This window comes from Geobacillus sp. 46C-IIa, assembly GCF_014679505.1.
Taxonomy (GTDB): domain Bacteria; phylum Bacillota; class Bacilli; order Bacillales; family Anoxybacillaceae; genus Geobacillus.
In genome coordinates this window covers 2,822,093-2,845,603 of sequence record NZ_CP061474.1, presented here as the reverse complement: position 1 = coordinate 2,845,603, position 23,511 = coordinate 2,822,093, and the positions used below count along the sequence as shown (strand labels likewise).

The 23,511-nt window shown below is 50.6% G+C and carries 24 protein-coding genes and 2 riboswitches; of the genes, 20 read left to right on the top strand and 4 right to left on the bottom strand.

The annotated features are described in order from the left end of the window. Positions 1 to 78 precede the first annotated feature (78 nt). Both IC803_RS14150 and IC803_RS14145 read left to right on the top strand, forming a co-directional pair. The gene (locus IC803_RS14150) at positions 79 to 525 is read left to right on the top strand and encodes a CBS domain-containing protein (RefSeq protein WP_081207673.1); all 447 of its coding nucleotides are present in this window, start codon (positions 79 to 81) and stop codon (positions 523 to 525) included. Between the two features lie 114 nt (positions 526 to 639). After that, the gene (locus IC803_RS14145; protein ID WP_081207674.1) at positions 640 to 2,397 is read left to right on the top strand and encodes a phospho-sugar mutase; all 1,758 of its coding nucleotides are present in this window, start codon (positions 640 to 642) and stop codon (positions 2,395 to 2,397) included. A gap of 52 nt (positions 2,398 to 2,449) precedes the next feature. Here IC803_RS14145 and IC803_RS14140 read toward each other — a convergent pair whose 3' ends face one another. Further along, positions 2,450 to 2,707: a YhdB family protein gene (locus IC803_RS14140; protein ID WP_020958743.1), complete on the bottom strand. Its 258-nt coding sequence runs from the start codon at positions 2,705 to 2,707 to the stop codon at positions 2,450 to 2,452. A gap of 180 nt (positions 2,708 to 2,887) precedes the next feature. On the opposite strand from IC803_RS14140, the gene IC803_RS14135 reads away from it, so the two are divergent. After that, the gene (locus IC803_RS14135) at positions 2,888 to 3,136 is read left to right on the top strand and encodes an MFS transporter (protein ID WP_081207675.1); all 249 of its coding nucleotides are present in this window, start codon (positions 2,888 to 2,890) and stop codon (positions 3,134 to 3,136) included. A gap of 30 nt (positions 3,137 to 3,166) precedes the next feature. On the opposite strand, the gene IC803_RS14130 is transcribed toward IC803_RS14135, so the two are convergent. Then, on the bottom strand, positions 3,167 to 3,772 hold the full coding sequence (locus tag IC803_RS14130) for a DedA family protein (protein ID WP_081207676.1): 606 nt from the start codon (positions 3,770 to 3,772) through the stop codon (positions 3,167 to 3,169). Between the two features lie 161 nt (positions 3,773 to 3,933). Between IC803_RS14130 and IC803_RS14125 the strand changes: the two genes are divergently transcribed. From IC803_RS14125 to IC803_RS14095, 7 genes are all read left to right on the top strand, one after another. After that, entirely contained in the window at positions 3,934 to 5,355 is a 1,422-nt protein-coding gene (locus tag IC803_RS14125) for a SpoVR family protein (RefSeq protein WP_081207677.1), read from the top strand. A 286-nt stretch (positions 5,356 to 5,641) separates the two neighbouring features. Next, positions 5,642 to 6,988: a cytochrome ubiquinol oxidase subunit I gene (locus IC803_RS14120; RefSeq protein ID WP_081207678.1), complete on the top strand. Its 1,347-nt coding sequence runs from the start codon at positions 5,642 to 5,644 to the stop codon at positions 6,986 to 6,988. Continuing rightward, positions 6,985 to 8,013: a cytochrome d ubiquinol oxidase subunit II gene (locus tag IC803_RS14115; protein WP_081207679.1), complete on the top strand. Its 1,029-nt coding sequence runs from the start codon at positions 6,985 to 6,987 to the stop codon at positions 8,011 to 8,013. Before IC803_RS14120 ends, IC803_RS14115 begins: the two co-directional genes overlap by 4 nt. 189 nt (positions 8,014 to 8,202) lie before the next feature. After that, positions 8,203 to 8,493, top strand: coding sequence for a hypothetical protein (locus IC803_RS14110; RefSeq protein ID WP_021322500.1), 291 nt, complete (start codon positions 8,203 to 8,205; stop codon positions 8,491 to 8,493). A 107-nt stretch (positions 8,494 to 8,600) separates the two neighbouring features. Further along, a riboswitch (guanidine-I (ykkC/yxkD leader) is annotated at positions 8,601 to 8,703 on the top strand. Between the two features lie 55 nt (positions 8,704 to 8,758). After that, positions 8,759 to 9,079, top strand: a complete 321-nt coding sequence (locus IC803_RS14105; RefSeq protein WP_063166690.1) for a DMT family transporter — start codon at positions 8,759 to 8,761, stop codon at positions 9,077 to 9,079. Positions 9,080 to 9,498: 419 nt separating this feature from the next. Further along, a complete protein-coding gene (locus IC803_RS14100) occupies positions 9,499 to 9,771 on the top strand; it encodes a YkvA family protein (protein ID WP_081207822.1) in 273 nt (90 codons plus the stop codon). Between the two features lie 14 nt (positions 9,772 to 9,785). Continuing rightward, entirely contained in the window at positions 9,786 to 10,478 is a 693-nt protein-coding gene (locus tag IC803_RS14095) for a TerC family protein (RefSeq protein WP_081207680.1), read from the top strand. Between the two features lie 24 nt (positions 10,479 to 10,502). Here the strand turns inward: IC803_RS14095 and IC803_RS14090 are convergent, their stop codons facing one another. Continuing rightward, positions 10,503 to 10,967, bottom strand: coding sequence for a hypothetical protein (locus tag IC803_RS14090; protein WP_081207681.1), 465 nt, complete (start codon positions 10,965 to 10,967; stop codon positions 10,503 to 10,505). Positions 10,968 to 11,264: 297 nt separating this feature from the next. Here IC803_RS14090 and IC803_RS14085 point away from each other — a divergent pair, with 297 nt between their 5' ends. The 6 genes from IC803_RS14085 to IC803_RS14060 all read left to right on the top strand — a co-directional run bounded on the left by IC803_RS14085 (position 11,265) and on the right by IC803_RS14060 (position 18,368). Continuing rightward, positions 11,265 to 13,343, top strand: coding sequence for a carbon starvation CstA family protein (locus tag IC803_RS14085; protein WP_081207682.1), 2,079 nt, complete (start codon positions 11,265 to 11,267; stop codon positions 13,341 to 13,343). Further along, positions 13,336 to 13,539, top strand: coding sequence for a YbdD/YjiX family protein (locus IC803_RS14080; RefSeq protein ID WP_081207683.1), 204 nt, complete (start codon positions 13,336 to 13,338; stop codon positions 13,537 to 13,539). Before IC803_RS14085 ends, IC803_RS14080 begins: the two co-directional genes overlap by 8 nt. Positions 13,540 to 13,690: 151 nt before the next feature. Further along, positions 13,691 to 14,617, top strand: coding sequence for a 2-dehydropantoate 2-reductase (gene panE / locus IC803_RS14075; protein WP_081207684.1), 927 nt, complete (start codon positions 13,691 to 13,693; stop codon positions 14,615 to 14,617). A 144-nt stretch (positions 14,618 to 14,761) separates the two neighbouring features. Continuing rightward, positions 14,762 to 16,429, top strand: coding sequence for a glycoside hydrolase family 13 protein (locus tag IC803_RS14070; protein ID WP_081207685.1), 1,668 nt, complete (start codon positions 14,762 to 14,764; stop codon positions 16,427 to 16,429). A gap of 56 nt (positions 16,430 to 16,485) precedes the next feature. Further along, positions 16,486 to 17,022 carry a YfiT family bacillithiol transferase gene (locus tag IC803_RS14065; RefSeq protein ID WP_081207686.1) on the top strand — a complete coding sequence of 179 codons (537 nt, stop codon included), beginning with the start codon at positions 16,486 to 16,488 and terminating at the stop codon, positions 17,020 to 17,022. A gap of 140 nt (positions 17,023 to 17,162) precedes the next feature. Beyond that, a complete protein-coding gene (locus IC803_RS14060) occupies positions 17,163 to 18,368 on the top strand; it encodes an MFS transporter (protein ID WP_081207687.1) in 1,206 nt (401 codons plus the stop codon). A gap of 23 nt (positions 18,369 to 18,391) precedes the next feature. Here IC803_RS14060 and IC803_RS14055 read toward each other — a convergent pair whose 3' ends face one another. Continuing rightward, a complete protein-coding gene (locus IC803_RS14055; RefSeq protein ID WP_081207688.1) occupies positions 18,392 to 19,576 on the bottom strand; it encodes a class I SAM-dependent rRNA methyltransferase in 1,185 nt (394 codons plus the stop codon). Between the two features lie 146 nt (positions 19,577 to 19,722). Continuing rightward, positions 19,723 to 19,830: riboswitch (TPP riboswitch) on the top strand. Positions 19,831 to 19,940: 110 nt separating this feature from the next. Here IC803_RS14055 and tenA point away from each other — a divergent pair. The 4 genes from tenA to IC803_RS14035 are packed head-to-tail and all read left to right on the top strand — an operon-like array spanning position 19,941 to position 23,497. Beyond that, entirely contained in the window at positions 19,941 to 20,624 is a 684-nt protein-coding gene (tenA, locus tag IC803_RS14050) for a thiaminase II (protein WP_081207689.1), read from the top strand. Between the two features lie 33 nt (positions 20,625 to 20,657). Further along, positions 20,658 to 21,248, top strand: a complete 591-nt coding sequence (locus IC803_RS14045; RefSeq protein WP_081207690.1) for an ECF transporter S component — start codon at positions 20,658 to 20,660, stop codon at positions 21,246 to 21,248. A gap of 15 nt (positions 21,249 to 21,263) precedes the next feature. Then, positions 21,264 to 22,718 (top strand): ABC transporter ATP-binding protein, encoded by a 1,455-nt coding sequence (locus tag IC803_RS14040; RefSeq protein WP_081207823.1) that lies wholly within the window; start codon positions 21,264 to 21,266, stop codon positions 22,716 to 22,718. Next, positions 22,715 to 23,497: an energy-coupling factor transporter transmembrane component T family protein gene (locus tag IC803_RS14035; protein ID WP_081207691.1), complete on the top strand. Its 783-nt coding sequence runs from the start codon at positions 22,715 to 22,717 to the stop codon at positions 23,495 to 23,497. The genes IC803_RS14040 and IC803_RS14035 overlap by 4 nt, the downstream gene beginning before the upstream one ends. Positions 23,498 to 23,511: the final 14 nt, after the last annotated feature.

Below are 23,511 nucleotides of genomic sequence, written 5' to 3'. Positions count from 1 at the left end.
GTAGAATAGAAAGCATTATTTTCTATCTATATCGCCCGGCAAACGAGCCATACTAATCGGTGAAAGGGGAGGATCACATTGACCAATAACAGTGGAAACAAAGTGCAGGACATTATGACGAAAAACGTCGCGACCATTTCGCCGAACCAAACGGTGCAAGAAGCAGCGCAAATCATGAGTCAAAAAAATATTGGCGCGCTCCCGGTTGTGGAAAACGGGCAAGTCAAAGGGATGATTACAGACCGCGACATTACGCTGCGCGTTTCATCCCAAGGGAAAAACCCGGCGACCGTAAAAGTATCGGACGTCATGACCAACCAAGTCGTCACTGGCACGCCGAACATGAGCGTCCAAGATGCGGCTAACGTCATGGCGCAGCATCAAGTTCGCCGTTTGCCGATTGTAGAGAACAACCAGCTTCAAGGCATCGTCGCTTTAGGGGATATCGCGACAAACAGCGCATCGAATGAAGCGGCGGAACAAGCGTTAACAAACATTTCCGAACCGTCGCAGCCGCAAGGGTAAATGGAAGAAAAAGGATGTCCTTATTTTCCAGGACATCCTTTTTCTTTTAGCAGGTATATTGTATGATGGGGACGAATACATAAACAGGAGGAAGGAAGATTGGGGGGAAAATGGATGGAGTGGAGACAAAAATACGAACAATGGCTTCGTGAGCCGCAGCTAGATCCAGAACTGAGAAACATCTTGGAGCAACACCGCGACGATGAACGATGGCTCGAAGATTGTTTTTACAAAAACTTGGAATTTGGCACCGGCGGTATGCGCGGTGAAATCGGGCCGGGGACGAACCGAATGAACATTTATACGGTTCGCAAAGCATCGGAAGGCTTGGCACGATACATACAATCATTTGGCGATGAGGCGAAACAGCGCGGTGTTGTCATCGCCTACGACTCGCGGCATAAATCGCCGGAATTCGCCATGGAAGCGGCGAAAACATTGGCTACAAACGGCATTCAAACATACGTGTTTGATGAATTGCGGCCGACGCCGGAGCTGTCGTTTGCCGTTCGCCATCTGCGGGCGTTTTCCGGCATTGTGATTACCGCCAGCCATAACCCGCCGGAATATAACGGCTACAAAGTATATGGTGAGGACGGTGGGCAGCTGCCTCCGGATCCTGCAGATGAGGTGATCCGCTACGTTAATGAGGTCGAGAATGAGCTCGCCGTTCGTGTCGAGGATGAGGAAACGTTAAAGCAAAAAGGGCTGATTCGTATCATCGGAAAAGAAGTCGACGATGCCTACATAGACGCTGTCAAAACGATTTCGCTTCATCCGGAACTGGCTAAGGAAACGGATATGAACATCGTGTTCACGCCGCTCCACGGCACGTCGAACAAGCCGGTGCGCCGTGCGCTGGCTGAACTTGGTTACCAAAACGTCTTTGTCGTCAAGGAGCAAGAACAGCCGGACCCGAATTTTTCAACCGTCGCTTCGCCGAATCCGGAAGAGCACGCAGCCTTTGCCTTGGCGATTGAACTCGGCAAGCAAGTCAATGCTGACTTGCTCATCGCCACCGACCCAGATGCAGACCGGCTCGGCATTGCTGTGAAAAACGAGCAAGGAGAGTACGTCATTTTAACCGGCAACCAAACGGGCGGGCTGCTGCTTCATTATTTATTGTCGCAACGGAAGGACAAAGGCTTGCTTTCGCCAAATGGCGTCGTCTTAAAAACGATCGTTACGTCCGAGTTCGGGCGAGCGATTGCTGCCTCGTTCGGTTTGGAAACGATCGATACGCTGACCGGGTTTAAATTCATCGGTGAAAAAATCAAGGAATACGAACAGACAGGACAGTATACGTTCCAGTTCGGCTATGAAGAAAGTTACGGGTATTTGATAGGGGATTTCGCCCGCGATAAGGACGCGGTACAAGCGGCTGTTCTTGCGGCGGAAGTGTGCGCGTTTTACAAACAGCAAGGGCTGTCGCTGTATGAAGCGCTTCTTCAATTGTTTGCCAAATACGGGTACTACCGTGAAGGGCAACGATCGCTCACGTTAAAGGGCAAAGAAGGAGCAGAAACGATCGCTGCCATTTTAGCTTCATTCCGTCAGCAACCGCCGGTGGAGGCCGCGGGGAAAAAGGTGACGGTGATCGAGGATTACAAAACGAAGGAGCGGACGAACACATTAACCGGGGAGAAAACGGCGATCACGCTCCCGGCTTCGAACGTGTTGAAATATGTATTGGAGGATGGTTCGTGGTTTTGCTTGCGTCCGTCAGGGACGGAACCGAAAATGAAAGCGTACTTTGGCGTTAAAGGAACATCACTGCAAGACAGTAAAGAGAAGCTGGCCAACCTTACTGATGCTGTCATGCAGCGGGTGCACGACGTATTGCGCACCGTTTCACCTTCTTACGCTCAATAACCAGCGAGCAAACAACGGCGGGGAATTGGAGCAAACCAATTCCCCGCTCGATTTACGAGTAAAAATAGGCGTACTGCTCGACTCCCATTTTTTGTTCGCTCACTTCAAGCGCGTGGTCGATGTAGCGCAACAAGGCCGTGAGCCTTTCCTGAATGACGGAATAGTCGTGTTCGAAATTATAGGCGTGGAGAAACTTTTCAATTTTTTTCGACAGCATGTCATCAGGCGTGCGCACCATTAAAATGAGTAAATTGTCCCACTCGGAGCGATGCGTATAATAGAGCGCCTTATCGTAGTCGACGGTGTTCAAGCGGCATGCCTCCTTTATCGAGAAGGAGTCATTGTTAGTGTATGACGCCAAGGTGTTTTGTTGCCCTGTAAATGTTGTGTCATAAGGGAAAATATAAATTATAACCGAAATAGAGATAAAAAAGGAAAAGTAAATGTTGCAATTTTGTGACAGGCATAGTATCCTTTAAGTAAGGGGATGATGAGAATGAACAAGGGGCACGAAGGGCAAGAAATCACAAAGATGTGCAAATGGATGGCGTCCGTCGGCTTAATTGTTGGAACAGCGCTTTTTTTGCTTAGTTTCATCGCAAGCGCTTACAACAGAGACTTTTTCCTAACGATTGTCAGCCTTGGGATCATCGGGGCCTCGATGGTGATGTTTGGTTTTGGTTTGTTTATGGGATTGCTGATGGAAACGTATCGTTGCAATTCAACCGAAAACGTATAGTGTGGGCAGGAAAAGAAAAAGCACCGGTGTTCAATCCGGTGTTTTTCGTTTTTGTTGGGTGTGCCGATAGAAGAAGGCGAAGCCGAAAACGATGGGAAAAACAAGAAATAACAGCGGGCGGTAGGCATCAATGTACTGCTTGAGGGTCGTCCAGCGGCTTTCAAAATAGGCGCCGAGCGTCAAAAAGACAGCGACCCACACCATCGCTCCACTGTAGGCGAACAAGGCAAACTTCCTCCAATGATAACCGTTCATGCCGGCCCAAAAGGCGGCGAGATGCCGAACGCCCGGGATGAAGTAGCTAATGAATAATACGGTTGGGCCGAGCTTCGAGAATAGGGCTCTTGTTTGCTCGAGCCGTTTTTCTGTCACATGAAGCTTCGGACCGAATTTATGCAAAAACGGCAAGCCGAGCGTAATCCCAAGAATATAGCTGAGCGAAATGCCGATGGCTGCCCCAAGCGAGCAGGCAAGAAAGGCGAGCGGATACGAAAATGCACCGGTCGAGACGCGGTAGCCGGCATATGTCAACAGCAGCTCGTCAGGGATCGGCAGCCCGACGATGCCGAGCATAAGCGCGATCACAATGCCGATATAACCAAAGTGATCAATGAGATAGTGCAAATAATGCTGCAAATTATCACCACGCTTCGCCACGATTTCTACATGACCATTATAATCAAATGAGTAAAAAATGAAAACGAGTGGCAGCCGAAGGTGTTCGGGGCAAAACGATTGAACGTATCAAAACGCCTTTTTCCTCATACATTGTGATAAGGGGAAAAGGGGGGATTGGGATGCAGCAGGACGAGCTGAAAGAGCTGGAACGGGCGATTGCCGAAATCACGGAAATTGCTGAAGGATTTGGGCTGGATTTTTACCCGATGCGCTATGAAATTTGTCCGGCGGACATTATTTACACGTTCGGCGCCTACGGGATGCCAACGCGTTTTTCCCATTGGAGTTTTGGCAAGCAGTTTTACAAAATGAAGCTGCATTACGACCTGGGATTAAGCAAAATTTACGAACTCGTTATCAATTCAGATCCTTGTTATGCGTTTTTGCTTGACACGAACACGCTCATTCAAAATAAGTTGATCGTCGCCCACGTGTTGGCGCATAGCGACTTTTTCAAAAACAACGTCCGTTTCAGCAACACGAAGCGCGATATGGTGGAAAGCATGGCGGCGACAGCTGAACGGATTAAGCGGTATGAACACCAATATGGAAAACTGGAAGTGGAAAAATTTTTAGATGCTGTCTTGGCCATTCAAGAGCATATCGACCCGTCGCTCCTGCGGCCGAAGCTGTCATGGACATGGGAAGATACGGAGGTGTATGAAGAAGAAGAACCGGCGAAAACACCGTCGCCATATGATGACCTTTGGTCGCTTGATGAGCGGAACAAGCCAAAAACACCCCCGCGAAAAAAACGGCGCAAGTTTCCGCCGCAGCCGGAAAAAGATGTGCTGTTGTTCATTGAAGAATACAGCCGCGAGCTTGAGGACTGGCAGCGTGATATTTTAACGATGATGCGCGAAGAAATGCTCTATTTTTGGCCGCAGCTCGAGACGAAAATTATGAATGAAGGCTGGGCGACGTATTGGCATCAGCGTATTTTACGCGAGATGGATTTAACGAGCGATGAAGCGATCGAGTTTGCCAAGCTGAACGCCAACGTCGTGCAGCCGTCGCGCACCGGCATCAATCCGTACTATTTAGGGTTGAAAATTTTTGAAGACATTGAAGAGCGGTGGAACAACCCGACGGAAGAGATGAGAAAATATGGCATCAAACCGGGATCGGGACGGGCGAAACTGTTCGAAGTGCGTGAGTTGGAGTCCGACATTTCGTTTTTGCGCAACTATTTGACGAAAGAGCTTATTATGCGTGAAGATATGTATTTGTTCCAAAAGCAAGGAAAAGATTACAAAATTGTTGACAAACATTGGGAGCATATCCGCGACCAGCTCGTCAGCATGCGGGTCAATGGCGGATTCCCGTACATTACAGTGAATGACGGCGACTATATGCGCAACGGGGAGTTGTATTTAAAGCATTGGTACGAGGGAATTGAATTGGATTTGAAATATTTAGAAAAGGTGTTGCCGTACATTTATCAGTTGTGGGGGCGTCCCGTCCATATAGAGACGGTCGTCGAGGAAAAGCCGATGTTGTTTACGTATGATGGGAAGACGGTGCATCGGAAATATTTATAACATTAGGGCAGGGATATCCTGCTTTTTTTGTTTGTCACGATGAATATGTGAAAAATGACACAAATTATTCGAAATTATGCCGGATAATATGGCTGATCTTATGAAATAATATGAAGTAGGTAGTTTGTGATGATTGTCACAAATTTTTCGTTATTGTCTGTTGGTCCGGGGGGACGGATATGTGGGAACGACAAGAAAAAATGCTCGTGTTGATTAGCTTTGCTGTTGCGGTTGTTGTCTTGCTTTCTTTGATTGGCCGTTTGTTTTCATAAAGGGGGGATGAATCGTGAACGGCTACGATCCGGTGTTGCTTAGTCGTATTTTGACGGGATTGACGCTGACGGTCCATATCATTTATGCCACGATCGGTGTCGGGATTCCACTGATGATCGCCATTGCCCAGTGGGTTGGGATCCGCAAAAACGATATGCATTATATTTTGCTCGCCCGCCGCTGGACGCGCGGCTTTGTCATCACCGTAGCGGTCGGCGTGGTGACAGGAACAGCGATCGGCTTGCAGCTGTCGCTTTTATGGCCGAACTTTATGCAACTCGCCGGCCAAGTGATCAGCTTGCCGCTGTTCATGGAGACGTTCGCCTTCTTTTTTGAAGCCATTTTCCTCGGCATTTATTTGTATACATGGGATCGGTTCGAAAATCAGAAAAAACATTTGCTTTTGCTTATCCCGGTGGCGATCGGCTCTTCAGCATCGGCCATGTTTATTACGATGGTGAACGCATTTATGAATACACCCCAAGGGTTTGAGTTGAAAAACGGCGAGCTTGTCAACATCGATCCGATCGCGGCGATGTTCAACCCGGCGATGCCGACGAAAGTCGCCCACGTGCTGGCGACGGCGTATATGACGTCAGCATTCGTGCTTGCTTCGATCGCCGCTTGGCATTTATGGAAAGGCAATCGTCACATTTATCATCGCAAGGCACTTCATTTAACGATGAAAACGGCGTTTATTTTTTCGGTAGCCAGTGCATTGATTGGCGACTTATCGGGCAAATTTTTAGCCGAATACCAGCCAGAAAAGCTGGCGGCCGCCGAATGGCATTTTGAAACGAGCTCCCATGCACCGTTGATCCTGTTCGGCACGCTCGGAGAAGACGGAGAAGTGAAATATGCTTTAGAAATTCCATACGCCCTCAGTATTTTAGCCCATAACCACCCCGCTGCGGTTGTGACTGGATTAAATGATATTCCAGAAGATGAGCGTCCGCCGCTATACATTCATTACTTATTCGATGTGATGGTCACGATCGGGGTATTTTTAATGGTTGTCGCAGCCGCGTATTGGCTAGGATCGATTTTCCGCTGGAAATGGACGGCGAAAAAGTGGTTTTTTGGACTGCTGGTGGCGGGAGGGCCGCTGGCGATGACTGCGATTGAGGCGGGATGGTACTTAGCGGAAGTCGGGCGGCAGCCGTGGATTTTGCGCGGCTATATGAAAACGGCGGAAGGAGCGACATCGTCTGCGCATGTTGATACGATGCTTGTTTTGTTTTGCCTTTTGTATATGGTGTTAGTAATTGCAAGCGCAACAGTGCTCGTTCGTATGTTCCGCCGCAACCCGGTTGAACGGGAGCTGGCAGAGCGGGCCAATAACGGGGAGGTGGCGCCATGACGCTCGAAGTCATTGGCATCTCGGTGTTATGGCTGTTTTTGTTCGGGTACATTATCGTTGCCTCGATTGATTTCGGGGCCGGGTTTTTCAGCGCCTATAGCCATTGGGCAAACAAACAGCATATTTTGCACCGCATCATTCAGCGCTATCTTTCCCCTGTATGGGAAGTGACGAACGTCTTTCTTGTCTTTTTCTTTGTCGGCATTGTCGGCTTTTTTCCGAAAACGGCGTATTATTATGGTTCTATTTTGCTTGTCCCGGCGAGCATCTCCATCATTTTGTTAGCTATTCGCGGCTCGTACTACGCGTTTCATACGTATGGGGGGACGGAACGGAACTGGTATTTAATCGCTTATGGATTGACGGGGGTGTTTATTCCGGCCTCGCTGTCCATTGTGTTGACGATTTCCGAAGGCGGGTTTGTAGAGGCAGGCGCCTCAGGCGTTGCGCTTGATTATGGGAAGCTGTTTGCAAGCCCGTTGTCATGGAGCATTGTGCTGTTAAGTGTGACGAGCGTTCTTTACATTTCTGCCGTTTTCTTAACATATTATGCGGACGCGGCCAAGGATGAACGGGCGAGGGCGCTGTTGCGCCGCTACGCTCTTCTTTGGAGTGGGCCGACGATGTTGTCAGCGCTGCTCATTATTTATCAGCTCCGCTACCATAATCCCGAGCATTACGCCAACCTATGGAACGTGGCATGGATGCTGGCTGTCTCTTTTTTGTTTTTTGTCGCCACCGTTTGGCTGCTTTGGCGGCAACGGCGGTTCGGCTGGGCGTTTATTGCGCTTTTGTTTCAATATGCGTTCGCCTTTTACGCCTATGGCATTTCACATTATCCGTATTTGTTATACCCGTATTTGACAATTTATGACGGGTTTACGAATGAGACGATGGCTATGGCGTTGATCGTTGTGTTTATTGCCGGCCTTCTGTTATTAATTCCGTCACTTTATTTGCTTATGCGCCTCTTTTTGTTTAACAAGGCGTATGTCAAAGGAAAATGGGAAGGAGGAAAAGGATGATGCAAACATTTTTGATCATGTATGCGCCGATGATCATCGTCGCTCTGTCGATCATCGCCGCGTTTTGGGCTGGTTTGAAAGATGTGCACGTAAATGAGTAAACACAATTTCAGCGTCTTAGTAATGCATAGTTTGCCGCCAATCGCCCACACTAGCGGATGATAACGAATAAAGAAAGGATGGGCGATGATGAAAGAAATATTGGAGCGTGTGAAAGAGCAGCTGGAACAATCGTTTGACGAACCGCGCTCAACGAGTCTTGACGGGGCGATTCATGAGCTTGAACGGTTAAAAGCGAGCGCCGGGGACAAACGGCAAATGATCGAAGATGTCATCCGTGCGGTGACTCACGCGCGCAATGCACGAATGGAGCTGGCCGAGGCTGGAGATGAATCGGCGACAAACGCTTTCGCTGAGGCCTATCGGGCGCTCGATCAGGCGATTGAATCGTACAGCGATGTTGATAACGATCCGGTATAAGGCAGGTGGGCATGTCCCATCTGCTTTCTTCTATGACGGTAATGCGGCAAGCCAAATCAGTTGCCGGTTGGCAACGAACATGATACAATAACAGCGGATAAAGGAAGAAAAAGGTTTTCTAGGGTTCCGCGGCTGCTTTGCGGCCGGCCTGCGACCGAGAGAAAACGCGCGGCGTTCTCGCGTACACGGAGGGACAAAAGCCCGGGAGGAGTATCATTTTGATATTTCTCACGGCTTTTTTATTTTTTGAAAGGAGGAATGAAACATGGCGTGGATATACTTAATTGTCGCCGGGATATTCGAAATCGTCTGGGCCATTTCCCTGAAATATACGGCTGGGTTCACCCGCCTGTGGCCGTCTGCCGTGACCGTTGCCGGGATGATCGCCAGCTTTTACTTTTTATCGATTGCGACAAAAACTTTGCCGATCGGCACCGCCTACGCGGTATGGACAGGAATCGGGGCGCTTGGGGCGGTCGTTATTGGCATGATGTTTTTAAACGAACCCGTCAACGCGCCGCGGATCATCTTTTTATTGTTTATTCTCGTTGGGATCATCGGTTTAAAGTTCACGGCAGCGCAGTAAAAAACGGAAGGAGCAAGAAATTATCGGCCAGTTTCGAAGCCAAGCGCTCCATTCCTTCTTCCGTCCGGGATGGAAAGTTCGATTTTTTATTGCAGTTAGAAAAAATTGCGTTGACAGGACGCATAAACATTGAATATCATGGAATTGTAAAAAGTAAATATCCTTTTGTTAAAGGGGAGTAGCTTTAACAACAAAGTCGTCAGTTCAGGGTGTACGCCCTCGGCTTTGTTGGCAACGGTGACGTTGTTAGCGAGACCTTTACCTGCTGCGGTAAAGGTCTTTGTTTGCTTAAAGACCTTTACCAAGTATGGCAAAGGTCTTTTCTTATTTTTATGAAACGAAAGGGGGAAGCTAATCGTAAAGGAAGATGGGCTCGATTCTTAATGGGATAAACGATGATGAATACGGAGGGAGATGACGTGCGCAAGTGGTGGAAACGACTTCGCTTAATCGTAAACGTCCGACGCTTTCTTCCATTTTTGGTTGAATTTTTTGCTTCGCGCGAGGTGCCGGTGCGGAAAAAGGCGTTCTCCGTTGGGCTGTTGCTGTTGTATGTGGCGTTGCCGTTTGATCTCATTCCCGATTGGCTCGCGTTATTTGGTTTTATCGATGATTTGGCCGTTTTCATGTTTATTTTACAGAAAGTCATTAAGATGGCTCCAGTTTCATTAAAGGAAAAATATAACCTATAAAGGGGGACGATGCTGTGGATTTGTTTTCTCCGGAGTTTTGGACAGCGTTGCTGTCGATTATCATTATTGACCTTGTCTTGGCGGGGGATAATGCGATTGTCATCGGACTCGCGGCCCGCAACTTGCCAAAACATCAGCAAAAAAAGGCCATCATTTGGGGGACGGTTGGTGCTGTCGCCGTTCGCGCGCTAGCCACCATTTTCGTTGTATGGCTCCTTAAAATCCCAGGCCTCTTGCTTGTCGGCGGTCTCTTACTTGTCTGGATCGCTTATAAGCTGCTCGTTGAGGAAAAGGGGCACGATGATATCGAGGCGGGGGGAAGTTTATGGGAAGCGATGCGCACGATTATTATTGCTGATGCGTTGATGGGGCTTGACAACGTGTTGGCGGTCGCCGGTGCCGCACATGGAAGCTTTCTCCTTGTGATCCTTGGACTGCTCATTTCTGTTCCGATCATGGTATGGGGCAGCACGCTCATTTTAAAATGGATTGAACGCTTCCCAATTATTATCACGATCGGTGCTGGCGTTCTCGCTTGGACAGCATCAAAAATGATCGTCGGCGAGCCGTTTTTGAAAGAGTACTTTGCCAACCCTGTGATTAAATACGGATTTGAGCTGCTTGTTGTTGCAGCTGTCATTACGGTTGGAACGCTGAAAAAAAAGAAAGCCGCCAAAGAACCGCAGCCGAAAGCCGCCAATGAATAATTGGCGGCTTTTCTGATGAAGAGGTTATGGGACAGACGGCCGCCTCCATTTCAGCAAAACGATTTGCAGCAGCCAACCGACGGCCAGCCCAGGGATGACCGATAAAATCGGCAGCCAAATCGGTCCAAAAAAGATGCCGGCAATCGTGACATCGAATGAATACATTAAGCCGACGGTCACAAAGTAGGCGGAGAAAACAAACGGCAAAAACGAATATGGCGTTTGTCCGCCGCCAGCGTCTTTGAATGCATCCCACATAGCGAAAAAGTACAAACAAGGATAAAACATCAACCAACCGGTGTCCACGATATTTGCTGCCTCATAGGTGCGGCCTAAAAAGCTGAGCCGGATGGCTTCATTAAATTGCGATTGCGTGTTAATGAGCAGTTCCAAAAAAATAAAGGCGATTCCTTTGACATACTTTTTGTTTAGCAGTTGCCCGAAGCCGGGCAAGGCAATGCTCCACAATAATGTTTCGATCGCTTTCACTTTCTCGACCCTTTACTGAGATAATATTGATTGATCGTTGCTTCGTTTGTTGCACCGTGAAGCGGAGCGAAGAACGGAAGTTGAATATTTAATGCTCAAGGCGGTGGCGCACAATTATATTTTTCGCACTAAGGTCCTATTTTATACTTTTTTGCAATAATGAAACAGGAAACTTCTCCTATGGATCCAAACAGTACAAAGTTAGAGGGTAAGAAAAAGGATTTGATTTTTTCAGAATAATAAATATAATGGTAATGTAAAGAATCTTAGCAAAAGATGCAGCAAGGGGGAAGCAGTATGAATGGACTAAAATCAATTTTGCTATGGGGGCTGATTTCTGTCCTCGGGGCCGCAGGATTTGCCGTTTTGGCGTTAAGCCGCGGCGAGTCAGTCAACGCGATTTGGCTCATTGTCGCCGCGGTTTGCACGTATGCGGTCGCTTATCGTTTTTACAGCCGGTTTATCGCTCGCAAAGTGTTTGAGCTTGACGATAACCGGAAAACGCCAGCTGAGGTGTTCAACGACGGGAAAGACTATGTCCCGACGAACAAATGGGTGCTGTTCGGCCACCATTTTGCTGCCATTGCCGGCGCCGGGCCGCTTGTCGGACCGATTTTGGCGGCACAAATGGGCTATTTGCCGGGAACTCTTTGGATCATCATCGGTGTCGTCCTCGGCGGAGCGGTTCAGGATTTCATTATTTTATTCGCTTCGATGCGCCGCAACGGGAAGTCGCTTGGCGAGATGATCAAAGAAGAGATGGGGCCGGTGACGGGCTTTATCGCAGCGCTTGGTATTTTAGGCATTATGATTATTTTATTGGCTGTTTTGGCGCTTGTTGTTGTAAAAGCGCTCGTCGGAAGCCCGTGGGGAATGTTTACGATTGCGGCGACGATTCCGATTGCGATTTTAATGGGCATTTACATGCGCTTTATCCGTCCGGGGCGCGTCGCGGAGGCATCGCTTGGGGGATTTGTTCTGCTGATTTTGTCCATTGTAGCAGGACAATATGTGGCAGAACATCCGACGCTTTCAGCCATGTTTACGTTAAAAGGTGAAACGATTGCGATCTTAATGATCATTTACGGATTTGTCGCTTCAGCGCTGCCGGTATGGCTCTTGTTGGCGCCGCGCGATTATTTGAGCACGTTTTTGAAAATTGGGACGATCGTTGGCCTTGCGCTTGGTATTTTAGTCGTCACGCCAGATTTGCAAATGCCGGCAGTGACGAAGTTTATCGACGGTACAGGACCGGTATTCGCCGGCAACTTGTTCCCGTTCTTGTTCATTACGATTGCCTGCGGTGCGGTGTCTGGATTCCATGCGCTCGTTTCGTCCGGCACGACGCCGAAGATGATCGAACTTGAAAGTCATTCGCGGCCGATCGGTTACGGCGCGATGCTGATGGAATCGTTCGTCGCTGTGATGGCGATGGTTGCCGCTTGCATTTTGACGCCGGGGGCATATTTTGCGATTAACAGCCCGGCGGCGGTGATCGGTACGGATGTCGTGCAGGCAGCAAAAGTTGTGTCGTCGTGGGGATTTACGATCACCCCTGACATGCTGACGGAGCTGGCGAAAGACGTCGGTGAGCAAACCGTGTTGTCGCGCACTGGCGGGGCGCCGACGTTAGCGATCGGTATGGCGGTCATTTTATCGAATGTTATCGGCGGCAAGGCGCTCATGGCATTTTGGTATCACTTTGCCATCTTGTTTGAGGCGCTCTTTATTTTAACGACGATTGATGCCGGTACGCGCGTTGGCCGCTTTATGATCCAAGATATTATGGGGACGTTCTATAAACCGCTTGGAAAAACGGATTCACTCGTTTCGAACTTAATTGCGACGACCCTTTGCGTCTTGGCATGGGGCTACTTCCTGTATCAAGGTGTTGTCGACCCGCTTGGCGGCATTAACACGCTCTGGCCGCTATTTGGCATCGCCAACCAAATGCTCGCGGGTATTGCCTTGCTGTTTGCCACAACCGTCCTGTTTAAAATGGGCAAAAAGGCGTATGTTTGGGTGACGCTCGTGCCGACGACATGGCTGCTCGTTGTCACCTTAACGGCTGGATACCAAAAGCTGTTCCACGAAAACGTCAAAATTGGCTTCTTGTCGCATGCGAAATTGTTCAAAGATCATTTGAGCCAAGGAAAAATATTAGCGCCGGCAGCAAATGAGGCGCAAATGCGGCAAATTATTATGAACGACTACATTGATGCTACGTTATGTGCGATTTTCATGCTTGTGGTGATCGCGATGCTTATCTCAGCGTTAAATATATGGATCAAAGTGCTACAAAACAAACATGTGCCGCTCAAAGAAGCGCCGTATGTGCCGCGCGACGGAGGAGAAGGAGCGAAGAACTATGCCTAAATGGCTGCAAGCTGTGTTGGCTTACCGCCGGCAGTTTCTTGACTTGCTTGTCGGTGTGCCAAACTATGAAAAATACGTCGAGCATATGAAAACCCATCATCCAGGGGAGCCGATCAAATCGCGGAAAGAGTTTTTCTGCGAGGCGCAAGAGGCGCGCTATAATGCAAAAGGCGGCAAAGTGTCGCGCTGCTGCTAGGGGAAGGGAGGAAGGGGGACGATCCCTTCTTCCTTTTTTTCTTTGTGAGAGAGAGAACGCCTTAACTTCCCCGTTTGAAAAGATCTAATGTTTCGGTAAAAAAGATTTGCCACGTCGGTTAACAAAACAAGAAGAAAGGGGTTATACGTATATGCGCATTCTTGTTGTTGGAGCGGGGGCTGTCGGCGGTTATTTCGGCGGCCGGCTGCTTGAAAAAGGGATCGATGTGACGTTTCTTGTCCGCGAACGGAGAAAGCGGGAACTCGAAGAACACGGGCTCGTCATCCGCAGCATTCACGGTGATGCGGTGCTGAAGCCAAACTTGATTGTTGCCGGAGAACGAGCCGAGCCGTTTGACGTTGTCATCTTTTCCAGCAAAGCGTATCACCTGGCAGCCGCCATCGCCGATGCTAAGCCGTACATTGGGGAAAGGACGATGATTTTGCCGCTGTTAAACGGCATGGGGCATATGGACGCCTTATGGGAGGCGTTTGGACGCGGGAACGTCCTCGGCGGCCTTTGCTTTATTGAAACGACGCTGAATGAGAAAGGAGAAATCGTGCAGACAAGCCCAGCCCATGATGTCCGTTTCGGCGAGTGGTCAGGGGAACAGACGGAGCGGGTCAGGACGCTTGAATCGCTTTTTGCTGGCGCCAATGCCCGCTTTCGTCTGAGCGAACGGATTGCCGCCGATATGTGGAATAAATACTTGTTCATCGCGACGATGTCGGGCGTGACAACGCTGTTCCGCGCCCCGATTGGGCCGATTCGCTCCGGCGAGTACGGGCGGGCGATCATCGATCGGTTGCTTGGGGAAATTAAGACGATTATGCAGGCACACGGTGCGCCGCTGACCGATGAGATGGCCGAGCGGCAGCGCGCCCAACTCGAACAAATCGCCCCGACGATGAAATCGTCAATGCAACGCGATATGGAAAAAGGACAGCTCATTGAAGCCGACCATTTACAGGGATATTTGCTGCTGCTTGCTAGGCGGTATGGCGTTCATGCACCGATGCTGGAAACAGTGTACCATAACTTAAAAATTTATGAGGCGATCCGCGCGGCCGGCGAATGATCCATTCGTCGGTGCTGGCCGTTTGGAGGGAGCTTGCAAGCTCTTTGCCAAGCGGCCGCTTTTTTGTAAAAGAGAGTTGTTTCTTGCAGCAATGTAGTGTACAGTTAGTAGTGAAAACGTGTGCACTAAAAGGGGGAGGCAGCCTTGAAAAAGACGTGGTGGAAAGAGGGCGTCGCCTATCAAATTTATCCGCGCAGCTTTATGGATGCAAACGGCGACGGCATCGGTGATCTTCGCGGGATTATGGAAAAACTCGATTACTTAGCGGAACTTGGAGTGGATATCATCTGGATTTGTCCGATTTACCGGTCGCCGAACGCCGATAACGGATATGATATTAGCGATTATCATGCCATTATGGATGAGTTCGGAACGATGGACGATTTTGATGAACTGCTCGCTGAAGCTCATCGGCGCGGGCTGAAAGTCATTTTAGATTTAGTGATCAACCATACGAGCGACGAACATCCGTGGTTTATTGCATCGCGGTCATCCCGGGACAACCCGAAGCGCGACTGGTATATTTGGCGCGACGGCAAAGACGGGCGCGAGCCGAACAACTGGGAAAGCATTTTCGGAGGCTCGGCATGGCAATACGATGAGCAGACGGGACAATATTATTTGCATATTTTCGACGTGAAGCAGCCCGACTTGAACTGGGAAAACGATGAAGTCCGTCAGGCGCTGTATGAGATGGTCAACTGGTGGCTCGACAAAGGAATTGACGGGTTCCGCGTTGATGCGATTTCTCATATTAAGAAAAAGCCGGGGCTACCTGATTTGCCGAATCCGAAAGGACTGAAGTACGTTCCGTCGTTTGCCGGACATATGAATCAGCCAGGAATTATGGATTATTTAAAAGAGTTGAAAGAGCAAACGTTTGCGCGTTATGATATTATGACGGTTGGCGAGGCGAATGGGGTGACTGTCGACGAGGCGGAACAATGGGTGGGCGAAGAGGATGGAATTTTTAATATGATTTTCCAATTTGAGCATTTAGGGCTATGGCAACGGCGGACCGATGGCTCGATCGACGTCCGCCGGCTGAAGCGGACGTTGACGAAATGGCAAAAGGGGTTAGAAAACCGCGGCTGGAACGCCCTCTTTTTGGAAAACCATGACTTGCCCCGCTCCGTTTCGACGTGGGGGGATGACCGTGATTATTGGGCGGAGAGCGCAAAGGCGCTCGGCGCGCTCTACTTTTTTATGCAAGGGACGCCGTTCATTTACCAAGGCCAAGAGATCGGTATGACGAACGTGCAGTTTCCGGATATTGAAGACTACCGTGATGTTGCCATTTTGCGGCTGTATGAGCTCGAACGTGCGAAAGGACGAGAGCATGATGACATTATGCGCACCATTTGGCAAACAGGCCGCGACAACTCGCGCACCCCGATGCAATGGTCGGACGCGCCAAACGCCGGGTTTACTACCGGAACGCCGTGGATTAAAGTAAACGAAAACTATCGAACTGTTAACATAGAGGCTCAGCGGCGCGACCCGAATTCGGTATGGTCGTTTTATAAGCGGATGATTCAGCTGCGGAAAACGAACGAATTGTTTGTTTACGGAACGTATGATTTGCTTTTGGAAAACCATCCGTCCATTTACGCGTATACGAGAACGCTCGGCCAAGAACGGGCGTTGATCATCGTCAATTTATCTAGCCGGCCTTCGCTTTACCGCTATGACGGCATCCGCCTTCAGTCGGACGATTTGGCGCTTGGCAACTATCCGGTTCGGCCGCATAAAAACGCGACCCGCTTTAAGCTCAAACCGTATGAAGCTCGGATCTATGTCTGGAAAGAATAAGAAGGAGTTCGCTCCCTTGCGTTGAATAAACAAAGGTGGAAGGGAGATGATCAACGATGTCAACGATCGATCCGATCCGTTACCCGATCGGAACGTTTCAAGCGCCGGCACAGTTTCGCGCGCAGGAGGCACAAGAATGGATCGCCGCTGTCCGCGAGCTGCCAGGCGCATTGCGGGCTGCCGTCTCCGGTTTGAACGGTGAGCAGTTAAACACGCCATATCGTGATGGCGGCTGGACTGTGGCCCAAGTCGTCCACCATTTGGCTGACGCAAGCATGAACGCATTTTTGCGCACAAAATGGGGATTGACAGAGGATACGCCGGTCATTAAGCCGTTTGAAGAAAGGGAATGGGCAAAAACGGCCGACGCCTGCTCGCTGCCGATCGAACCGTCACTAGGGTTGCTTGACGGACTGCACGCACGATGGGCGGCGCTGCTTGAGTCAATGTCGGAAGCGGATTTCCACCGCCTTGTTCGCCCTGAAGGGACGAAACAAACGATGCCGCTGTACGTGCTGACCGCATTGTATACATGGCATGGGAAGCACCATACCGCGCAAATTACGTCATTGCGTGAACGGAAAGGATGGTAAAAAGCCGCCAATTCGGCGGCTTTTTACATTTGCATAAAAAATATGGATGAAAAACATTTTGTTTAAACAGAAGCATACAGTTATGTTATACTGACAAATATTAAGGGACACGAAATACATATTTCATAAGGGGGATCGGCATGAATGCGCAACAAAAGCAAGTTGTTGCGGAACAAAAAGAAAAAATTTGGACGCGCAATTTTGTTTTAATTTGCTTAGCTAACTTTTTCATCTTTCTCGGATTTCAAATGACGCTGCCGACATTGCCGCTGTTTGTCGAACATTTAGGCGGCAACGATCAGTTAATTGGCCTTGTTGTCGGAGTGTTTACGTTTTCGGCGCTCATCGTCCGGCCGTTCGCCGGCCATGCGCTGGAGACGCGGGGGCGGCGGCTTGTGTTTTTGCTCGGTTTGGTGATTTTCGTCATTTCGGTCGGCTCGTACAGCTTCATCTCGAGCATTTTTCTTCTCTTTTTGATGCGGGTCGTCCAAGGGATCGGCTGGGGGTTTTCGACAACGGCATCCGGCACGGTGGCGACAGACATCATCCCGGCGAACCGCCGCGGGGAAGGGATGGGGTATTACGGGCTGTCAGGAAACATCGCCCTCGCCTTTGGACCTTCGCTCGGACTCGTGTTGGCAGCCGCCCTTCCGTACAGCCACTTATTTATGATTTGTGCGGCGCTCGGTGTGGCCTCCTTGTTGTTTGCCGCTGCGATTACATATAAAAAAGCGGAGGCGGGATACGGCCAAGGGGCGAACAAATGGGATCTTTACGAAAAGACGGCTTTGATTCCATCGGTGTTGCTCTTCTTTTTAACGGTGACGTTTGGCGGCATCGCCTCGTTTTTGCCCTTATATACAGCGCAAAAACAGATCGGAGGCTTGCAGCTTTACTTTTTGCTTTACGCGCTCGCTTTAATGGTCACGCGGACGTTCGCTGGTCAGCTGTATGACCGGAAAGGTCATCGGGCTGTCTTTCTTCCCGGCGCTGGGCTCATTTTGCTGGCGATGCTTATGCTCGCCTGGCTGCCGGGGGAATGGGCGTTATTGGTTGCGGCAGTGCTGTATGGTTTTGGGTTTGGCATGGTGCAGCCAGGGCTGCAGGCATGGTCGGTGGAGCGGGCGCCTGTTCACCGGAAAGGGATGGCGAACGCGACGTTTTTCTCGTTTTTTGATTTAGGCGTCGGCATCGGAGCCATCGTCTTCGGGCAAATCAGCCATTGGTTCGGCTACCCGAGCATTTATCTAGCCGCCGCCGGTTCGGTGCTTGTTTCGATGCTCGTTTATTTGAGCGTGTTGCGCAAAGAACAGCCGCTCCGCCCGAGACAAGAAAGAAACGCTTAAGGCTTGCCCTTAAGCGTTTTTCTTTAACGCCGTGAATGCACTTCATAAATGGCGAATTTTAAATAGTCGCCTTCATCGGCAGCGAGCAACTTCGGATGGTCATAGCCGGCGCCGTTCCAGTACACTTGGCGAAGCACTTTTTTGGCGTCAAACGCCGCATCGGCGACCATTTCTTGGAACATGTGCGGACGGACATGGTACGAGCAGCTCGAAGTGACAAAAAAGCCGCCGTCCTTGACGAGCTTTAATCCGTTTAAGTTAATGTCTTTATAGCCACGCAGCGCTTTCGGGACCGTATGGGCTGACTTGGCAAACGCTGGCGGGTCGATGATGACGACATCCCACTGCTTGCCGGCGCGCACCGACTCGCGCAAATAGTCAAAGGCGTTGGCGACGACAAAGTCGACGTTTGTAAAGCCGTTTAAGGCTGCGTTTCGTTTCGCCGTTTCAATCGCATGCTCGGAAATGTCGACGGCGGTGACGTGCTTTGCCCCATACAGACAAGCGTTTAACATAAATGAACCGGTATGGGTGAAGCAGTCAAGCACCGTTGTTTCCGGACCGATGAGCGGGCGGAGGGCGGCGCGGTTTTGCCGCTGGTCGAAGAAAAAGCCGGTTTTTTGACCGCCTTCAATATCGACCATATATTTGACGCCGTTTTCCTCGATTTCGATTTCCGTTTCCGCTTCTCCGTACCAAAAGCCTTTTTCTTGTTCGAGCCCCTCAAGCTCCCGAACGTACACATCGTTGCGCAAGTAAATGGCTCTTGGCGCGAACACGTCAAGCAAACCGCGCAAAATCCAGTCTTTGCGCTTTTCCATCCCCAGCGCCAAAATTTGCACAGCGAGAACGTCCTCGTATTTATCGACGATAAGACCCGGCAGAAAATCGGCCTCTCCATAGATGGCGCGGCAAGAGCGGACGCCGGGGATCATTCGTTCGCGGTATGCCCATGCCTGGCGGATGCGCTCGATAAAAAACCGCTCATCCAATTCGTCATCGGGGTTTTGCGTCAGCACGCGCACGATGATTTGCGAGGCCGGGTTGATGTACCCTTTCGCCAGCCAATAGCCTTGATGGTTATAGACGTCAACGAAGTCGCCCGGTGTGATGTCGCCCTCGATGCGGTCGACTTCGCTTTGGAAAATCCACGGATGACCTTGTTCAAGCCGTTTTTTTCGCTGCCGTTTTAAAATGACTTTTGCCATTTAGTTCCACTCCCATTCGATAGTGAGTCGTTGCGTTTTAATCATAGCGAATCGCGGTGGGCGACGCAACGCAGGACGGAAAAAAGGTTGACAACCGCCGTTGCCGTGATATGATAAATGTAAACAGAAAAATGGCATCATGACGGGACATCCACTAGGGGGGCCTTTAGAAAGGCTGAGATCAAAGTGTGCCTTTGAGACCCTTAGCACCTGATCTGGGTAATACCAGCGTAGGGAAGTGGAGAGGAGCTATGCATAGGCGACGATGGCTTTGCCTTGCGAAATTGTAGGCTCACGCCGCTTTCTTTACGCTAGTCGGTAAAGGAAGCGGCGTTTTTATTTTGCGAAAAAGGGGGGAGGAAGGATGTCCTTTGCCAAGCGAGTGCGCGAAGCCGCCGACCCGATCTGGCAGGCGAGTTTTCGTCATCCGTTCGTTCAAGAGCTCGGCCAAGGAACGCTCGAGCGCGAAAAATTTCGCTATTATGTGATGCAAGATGCGTATTACTTGCGCCATTTCGCCCGCGTGCAGGCGATCGGGGCGGCAAAGGCGCCGGATTTGGCCTCGACCGCTCGGTTGGCGCATCATGCGCAAAGCACATGCGAGGCGGAGTTGTCGCTGCATGAAACGTTCGCCGAGCTGCTCAACATTACAGAAGAGGAGCAGGCAGCATTTGTTCCCGCACCGACGGCGTACGCCTATACTTCTCATATGTACCGTGCTGCGTACGAAGGACACTTAGGGGACGTCATCGCTGCCATTTTGCCTTGCTATTGGCTGTACTATGAAATTGGCGAACGATTGAAAACGTGCCAACCGAATGACCCGATTTACGAAAAATGGATCGGTGCATACAGTTCTGATTGGTTCCGTTCGCTTGTCGAAGAGCAGATCGCCCGGCTTGATGTCATCGCTGCCGCTGTCACAGAAGAGGATCGGCGGCGGATGGAGCAGCATTTCTTGATCAGCAGCGAATATGAGTATGAGTTTTGGGACATGGCGTACCGGCTCGAACGATGGCGGTCCGTCAGGCTGGCGGTGAACGAGTGACGTACGGTTTAATCATGGAAGGAGAGGTATGCGATGGAGAAGACAACCAAAGGATTGAAGTTGGCAGACATTTTGACGACGATTGTGATTGCGGTCGTGTTTGGCGTCATTTACAAAGTATGGGGGCCATTATATGAAGTGGTGAAAGTGTTCGGGTTTCATGCGGACCAATTGATTTACGGCATGTGGTTTATCGCTTCTTCGCTCGCCTATTTGCTCATCCGCAAGCCGGGGGTGGCGTTGCTTGCCGAAATGGCGGCTTCGTCCGGCGAGCTGATCATGGGGTCGCAATGGGGGCTTGAAGTGCTCATTTATGGATTCATTCAAGGGCTGTTTGCCGAGCTCGTGTTTGCGGCGTTCCGCTATCGACGGTTTGATGTGCTCGTCGTATCGCTAAGCGCGGTCGGCGCGACGGTCGGTTCGCTCATCATGGACTTTTACAAAGGCTACATTGAGGCGTTGACCCCTTGGAACATGGCGCTTTTTTTGCTGGCGCGCTTTGCCGGCGCCATCCTCATTGCCGGCGTGTTCGCTGTCTCGTTGGCCAAGGCGCTTGAGAAAACCGGGGTGACGCAAATGTGGCGGCCGGCTTCAAAGGAAGATTATGATGCGCTTAACCGGTGAGGCGGCGGGGAAATGATGAGACATGTGATTGCGATCGATCAACTGCGCCTCAAATTCCCCGGACATCATGAGCTGCTGTTTCGCGACTTCTCGCTGTCGATTGCCGCCGGGGAGAAAGTGCTCCTCCTCGGCCCATCGGGATGCGGCAAATCGACGTTGCTGCAAGTGATGGCCGGCATCATTCCGAATTCGATCGATGTGCCGATGAAGGCGGAGCATCTCGAGCTGCCCAAACGGTGGGGCTGTGTGTTTCAAGACCCGGATGCGCAATTTTGCATGCCGTACGCCGATGAGGAAATCGCGTTTGCTCTTGAAAATAGAGGTGTGCCGCGCGAGGAGATGCCCGCCCGCATCCGCGCGCTGTTGGATCAAGTCGGCTTGGCAATCGCGCCGCATACGGATATTCATACTCTCTCCGGCGGGATGAAACAGCGGCTGGCGCTCGCATCTGTACTCGCACTTGAGCCGGACGTCCTGTTTTTGGATGAGCCGACCGCGCTGCTTGATGAGGAAGGGACGAAGGCGGTGTGGCAAACGGTCAAGAAGGTGGGCCGCGACAAAACGGTCATCATCGTCGAACATAAAATCGATCATGTCCTTGACTTTGTCGACCGGATTGTCCTGCTCGGCCGCGATGGGCAAGTGATGGCTGACGGAAAGGCGGGGAAAATATTTTCTGAATATAAAGATGTCATGAGCGCCGAAGGCATTTGGCATCCGGGCGTTTGGGAGGAATATGACCGGAGGGCGCAGCGGCGGAAGTGGTGGGAAGGAGAGGAACTCCTTTGCCTCCGCGATTTTCGCGGCTTTCGCAACCGGGAAGTGAAAATCAACGTCCCTGAAACGACGGTGCGGGCAGGCGAATGGATTGCCGTCACCGGACGAAACGGCGCCGGCAAAAGCACGCTTTTGCACGCACTCATGCAGCTGATCCGTACACAAGGAGACTATCGGCTGTTAGGGGAGGATGTCAAGCAGCGGCAGCCGTTGCACTGTTACATCGCTTTTGTGTTTCAAAATCCGGAGTTTCAGTTCGTCACTCATTCCGTGCGCGATGAGCTCGCCTATTCGCTCCGGCTCGAGGGGCGTTCAACCGAGGAAACGGAAGAAACGGTCGCCCGTCTTTTGCGCGAATTTGACCTTGCCAAGCAGCAAGATATGCATCCGTACCAGCTGTCAGTCGGCCAAAAGCGGCGATTGAGCGTGGCTGCTTCAATCGTTGCCGGCCAACGCCTCTTTTTGCTTGATGAACCGACATTTGGACAGGATGCGAAAAGTACGTTCGCTTTGCTCGAAATGCTCGAGTCGTATCGTGAACAAGGGGCAGCGATTGTGATGGTCACTCACGATGAACAAATCGTCCGCCGCTTTGCGACGAGGCGTTGGGTGATTGAAGACGGAGCGCTTGTCCGGGATGAGCGGTTAGGCGTCGGGCGGCTGGCGCTCGCCGAAGGGGGAGCGGGACGGTGACATGGGAGATTCATCGCCGCGAGACATGGCTTCATGAGACGAACCCGAGCTTGAAGTTGATCGTGCTCGTTGTTCTCTTTTTTGCCGTTTTGTTTATGCATAATCCGAACGTCCTCATCAATTTTTCTCTCGCCCTTTTTGTTTTGTTTTGCTTTGCGACCGGCTATCCGGCGAAGGTGCTTGCTTGGCTGTTTTTGCCGTTCTTTCTCATCTTTGTTTCCACCGCCTCATCGATGATGATGTTTGGTGAGGGAACGACGACATGGTTTCGCTGGGGGCTCATCCATGTTACGGAAGAGAGCTTTTGGCGCGGCGTGCATCTTGGATTCCGCGCTTTGGCGCTCGGGCTGTTGGGATTGATTTTTTCCTTGACGACCCGGCCGGTGCACCTGTTTTATTCGCTTATGCAGCAGCTGAAGCTCAAGCCGAAATATGCGTACAGCTTTTTAGCGGCCGTCCGTTTGCTGCCGATGATGATGGAGGAGTTTCAAACTGTGCACTATGCTTTGAAGGTGCGCGGCGTCCCAAACCGCGGCGGGCTTAGCAAGGTGAAGCGCTATGCCATCCCGCTTTTGTCGCAAAGCATCCGCCGCGCCCAGCGCATCGCGGTGGCGATGGAGGCGAAACAATTTTCCGGCAGCGGTCCGCGCACGTTTTACTATGAAATCGGGTTTAGCAAATACGATGTATTGTTTGTTGTTTTGTTTGCCATGTTGTCGTTTGCTTCTTATTATGTCGGCATTCATTATCCGTATCTTTCGATCAACGATGTACGGTAGAAAGAAAGGGATCG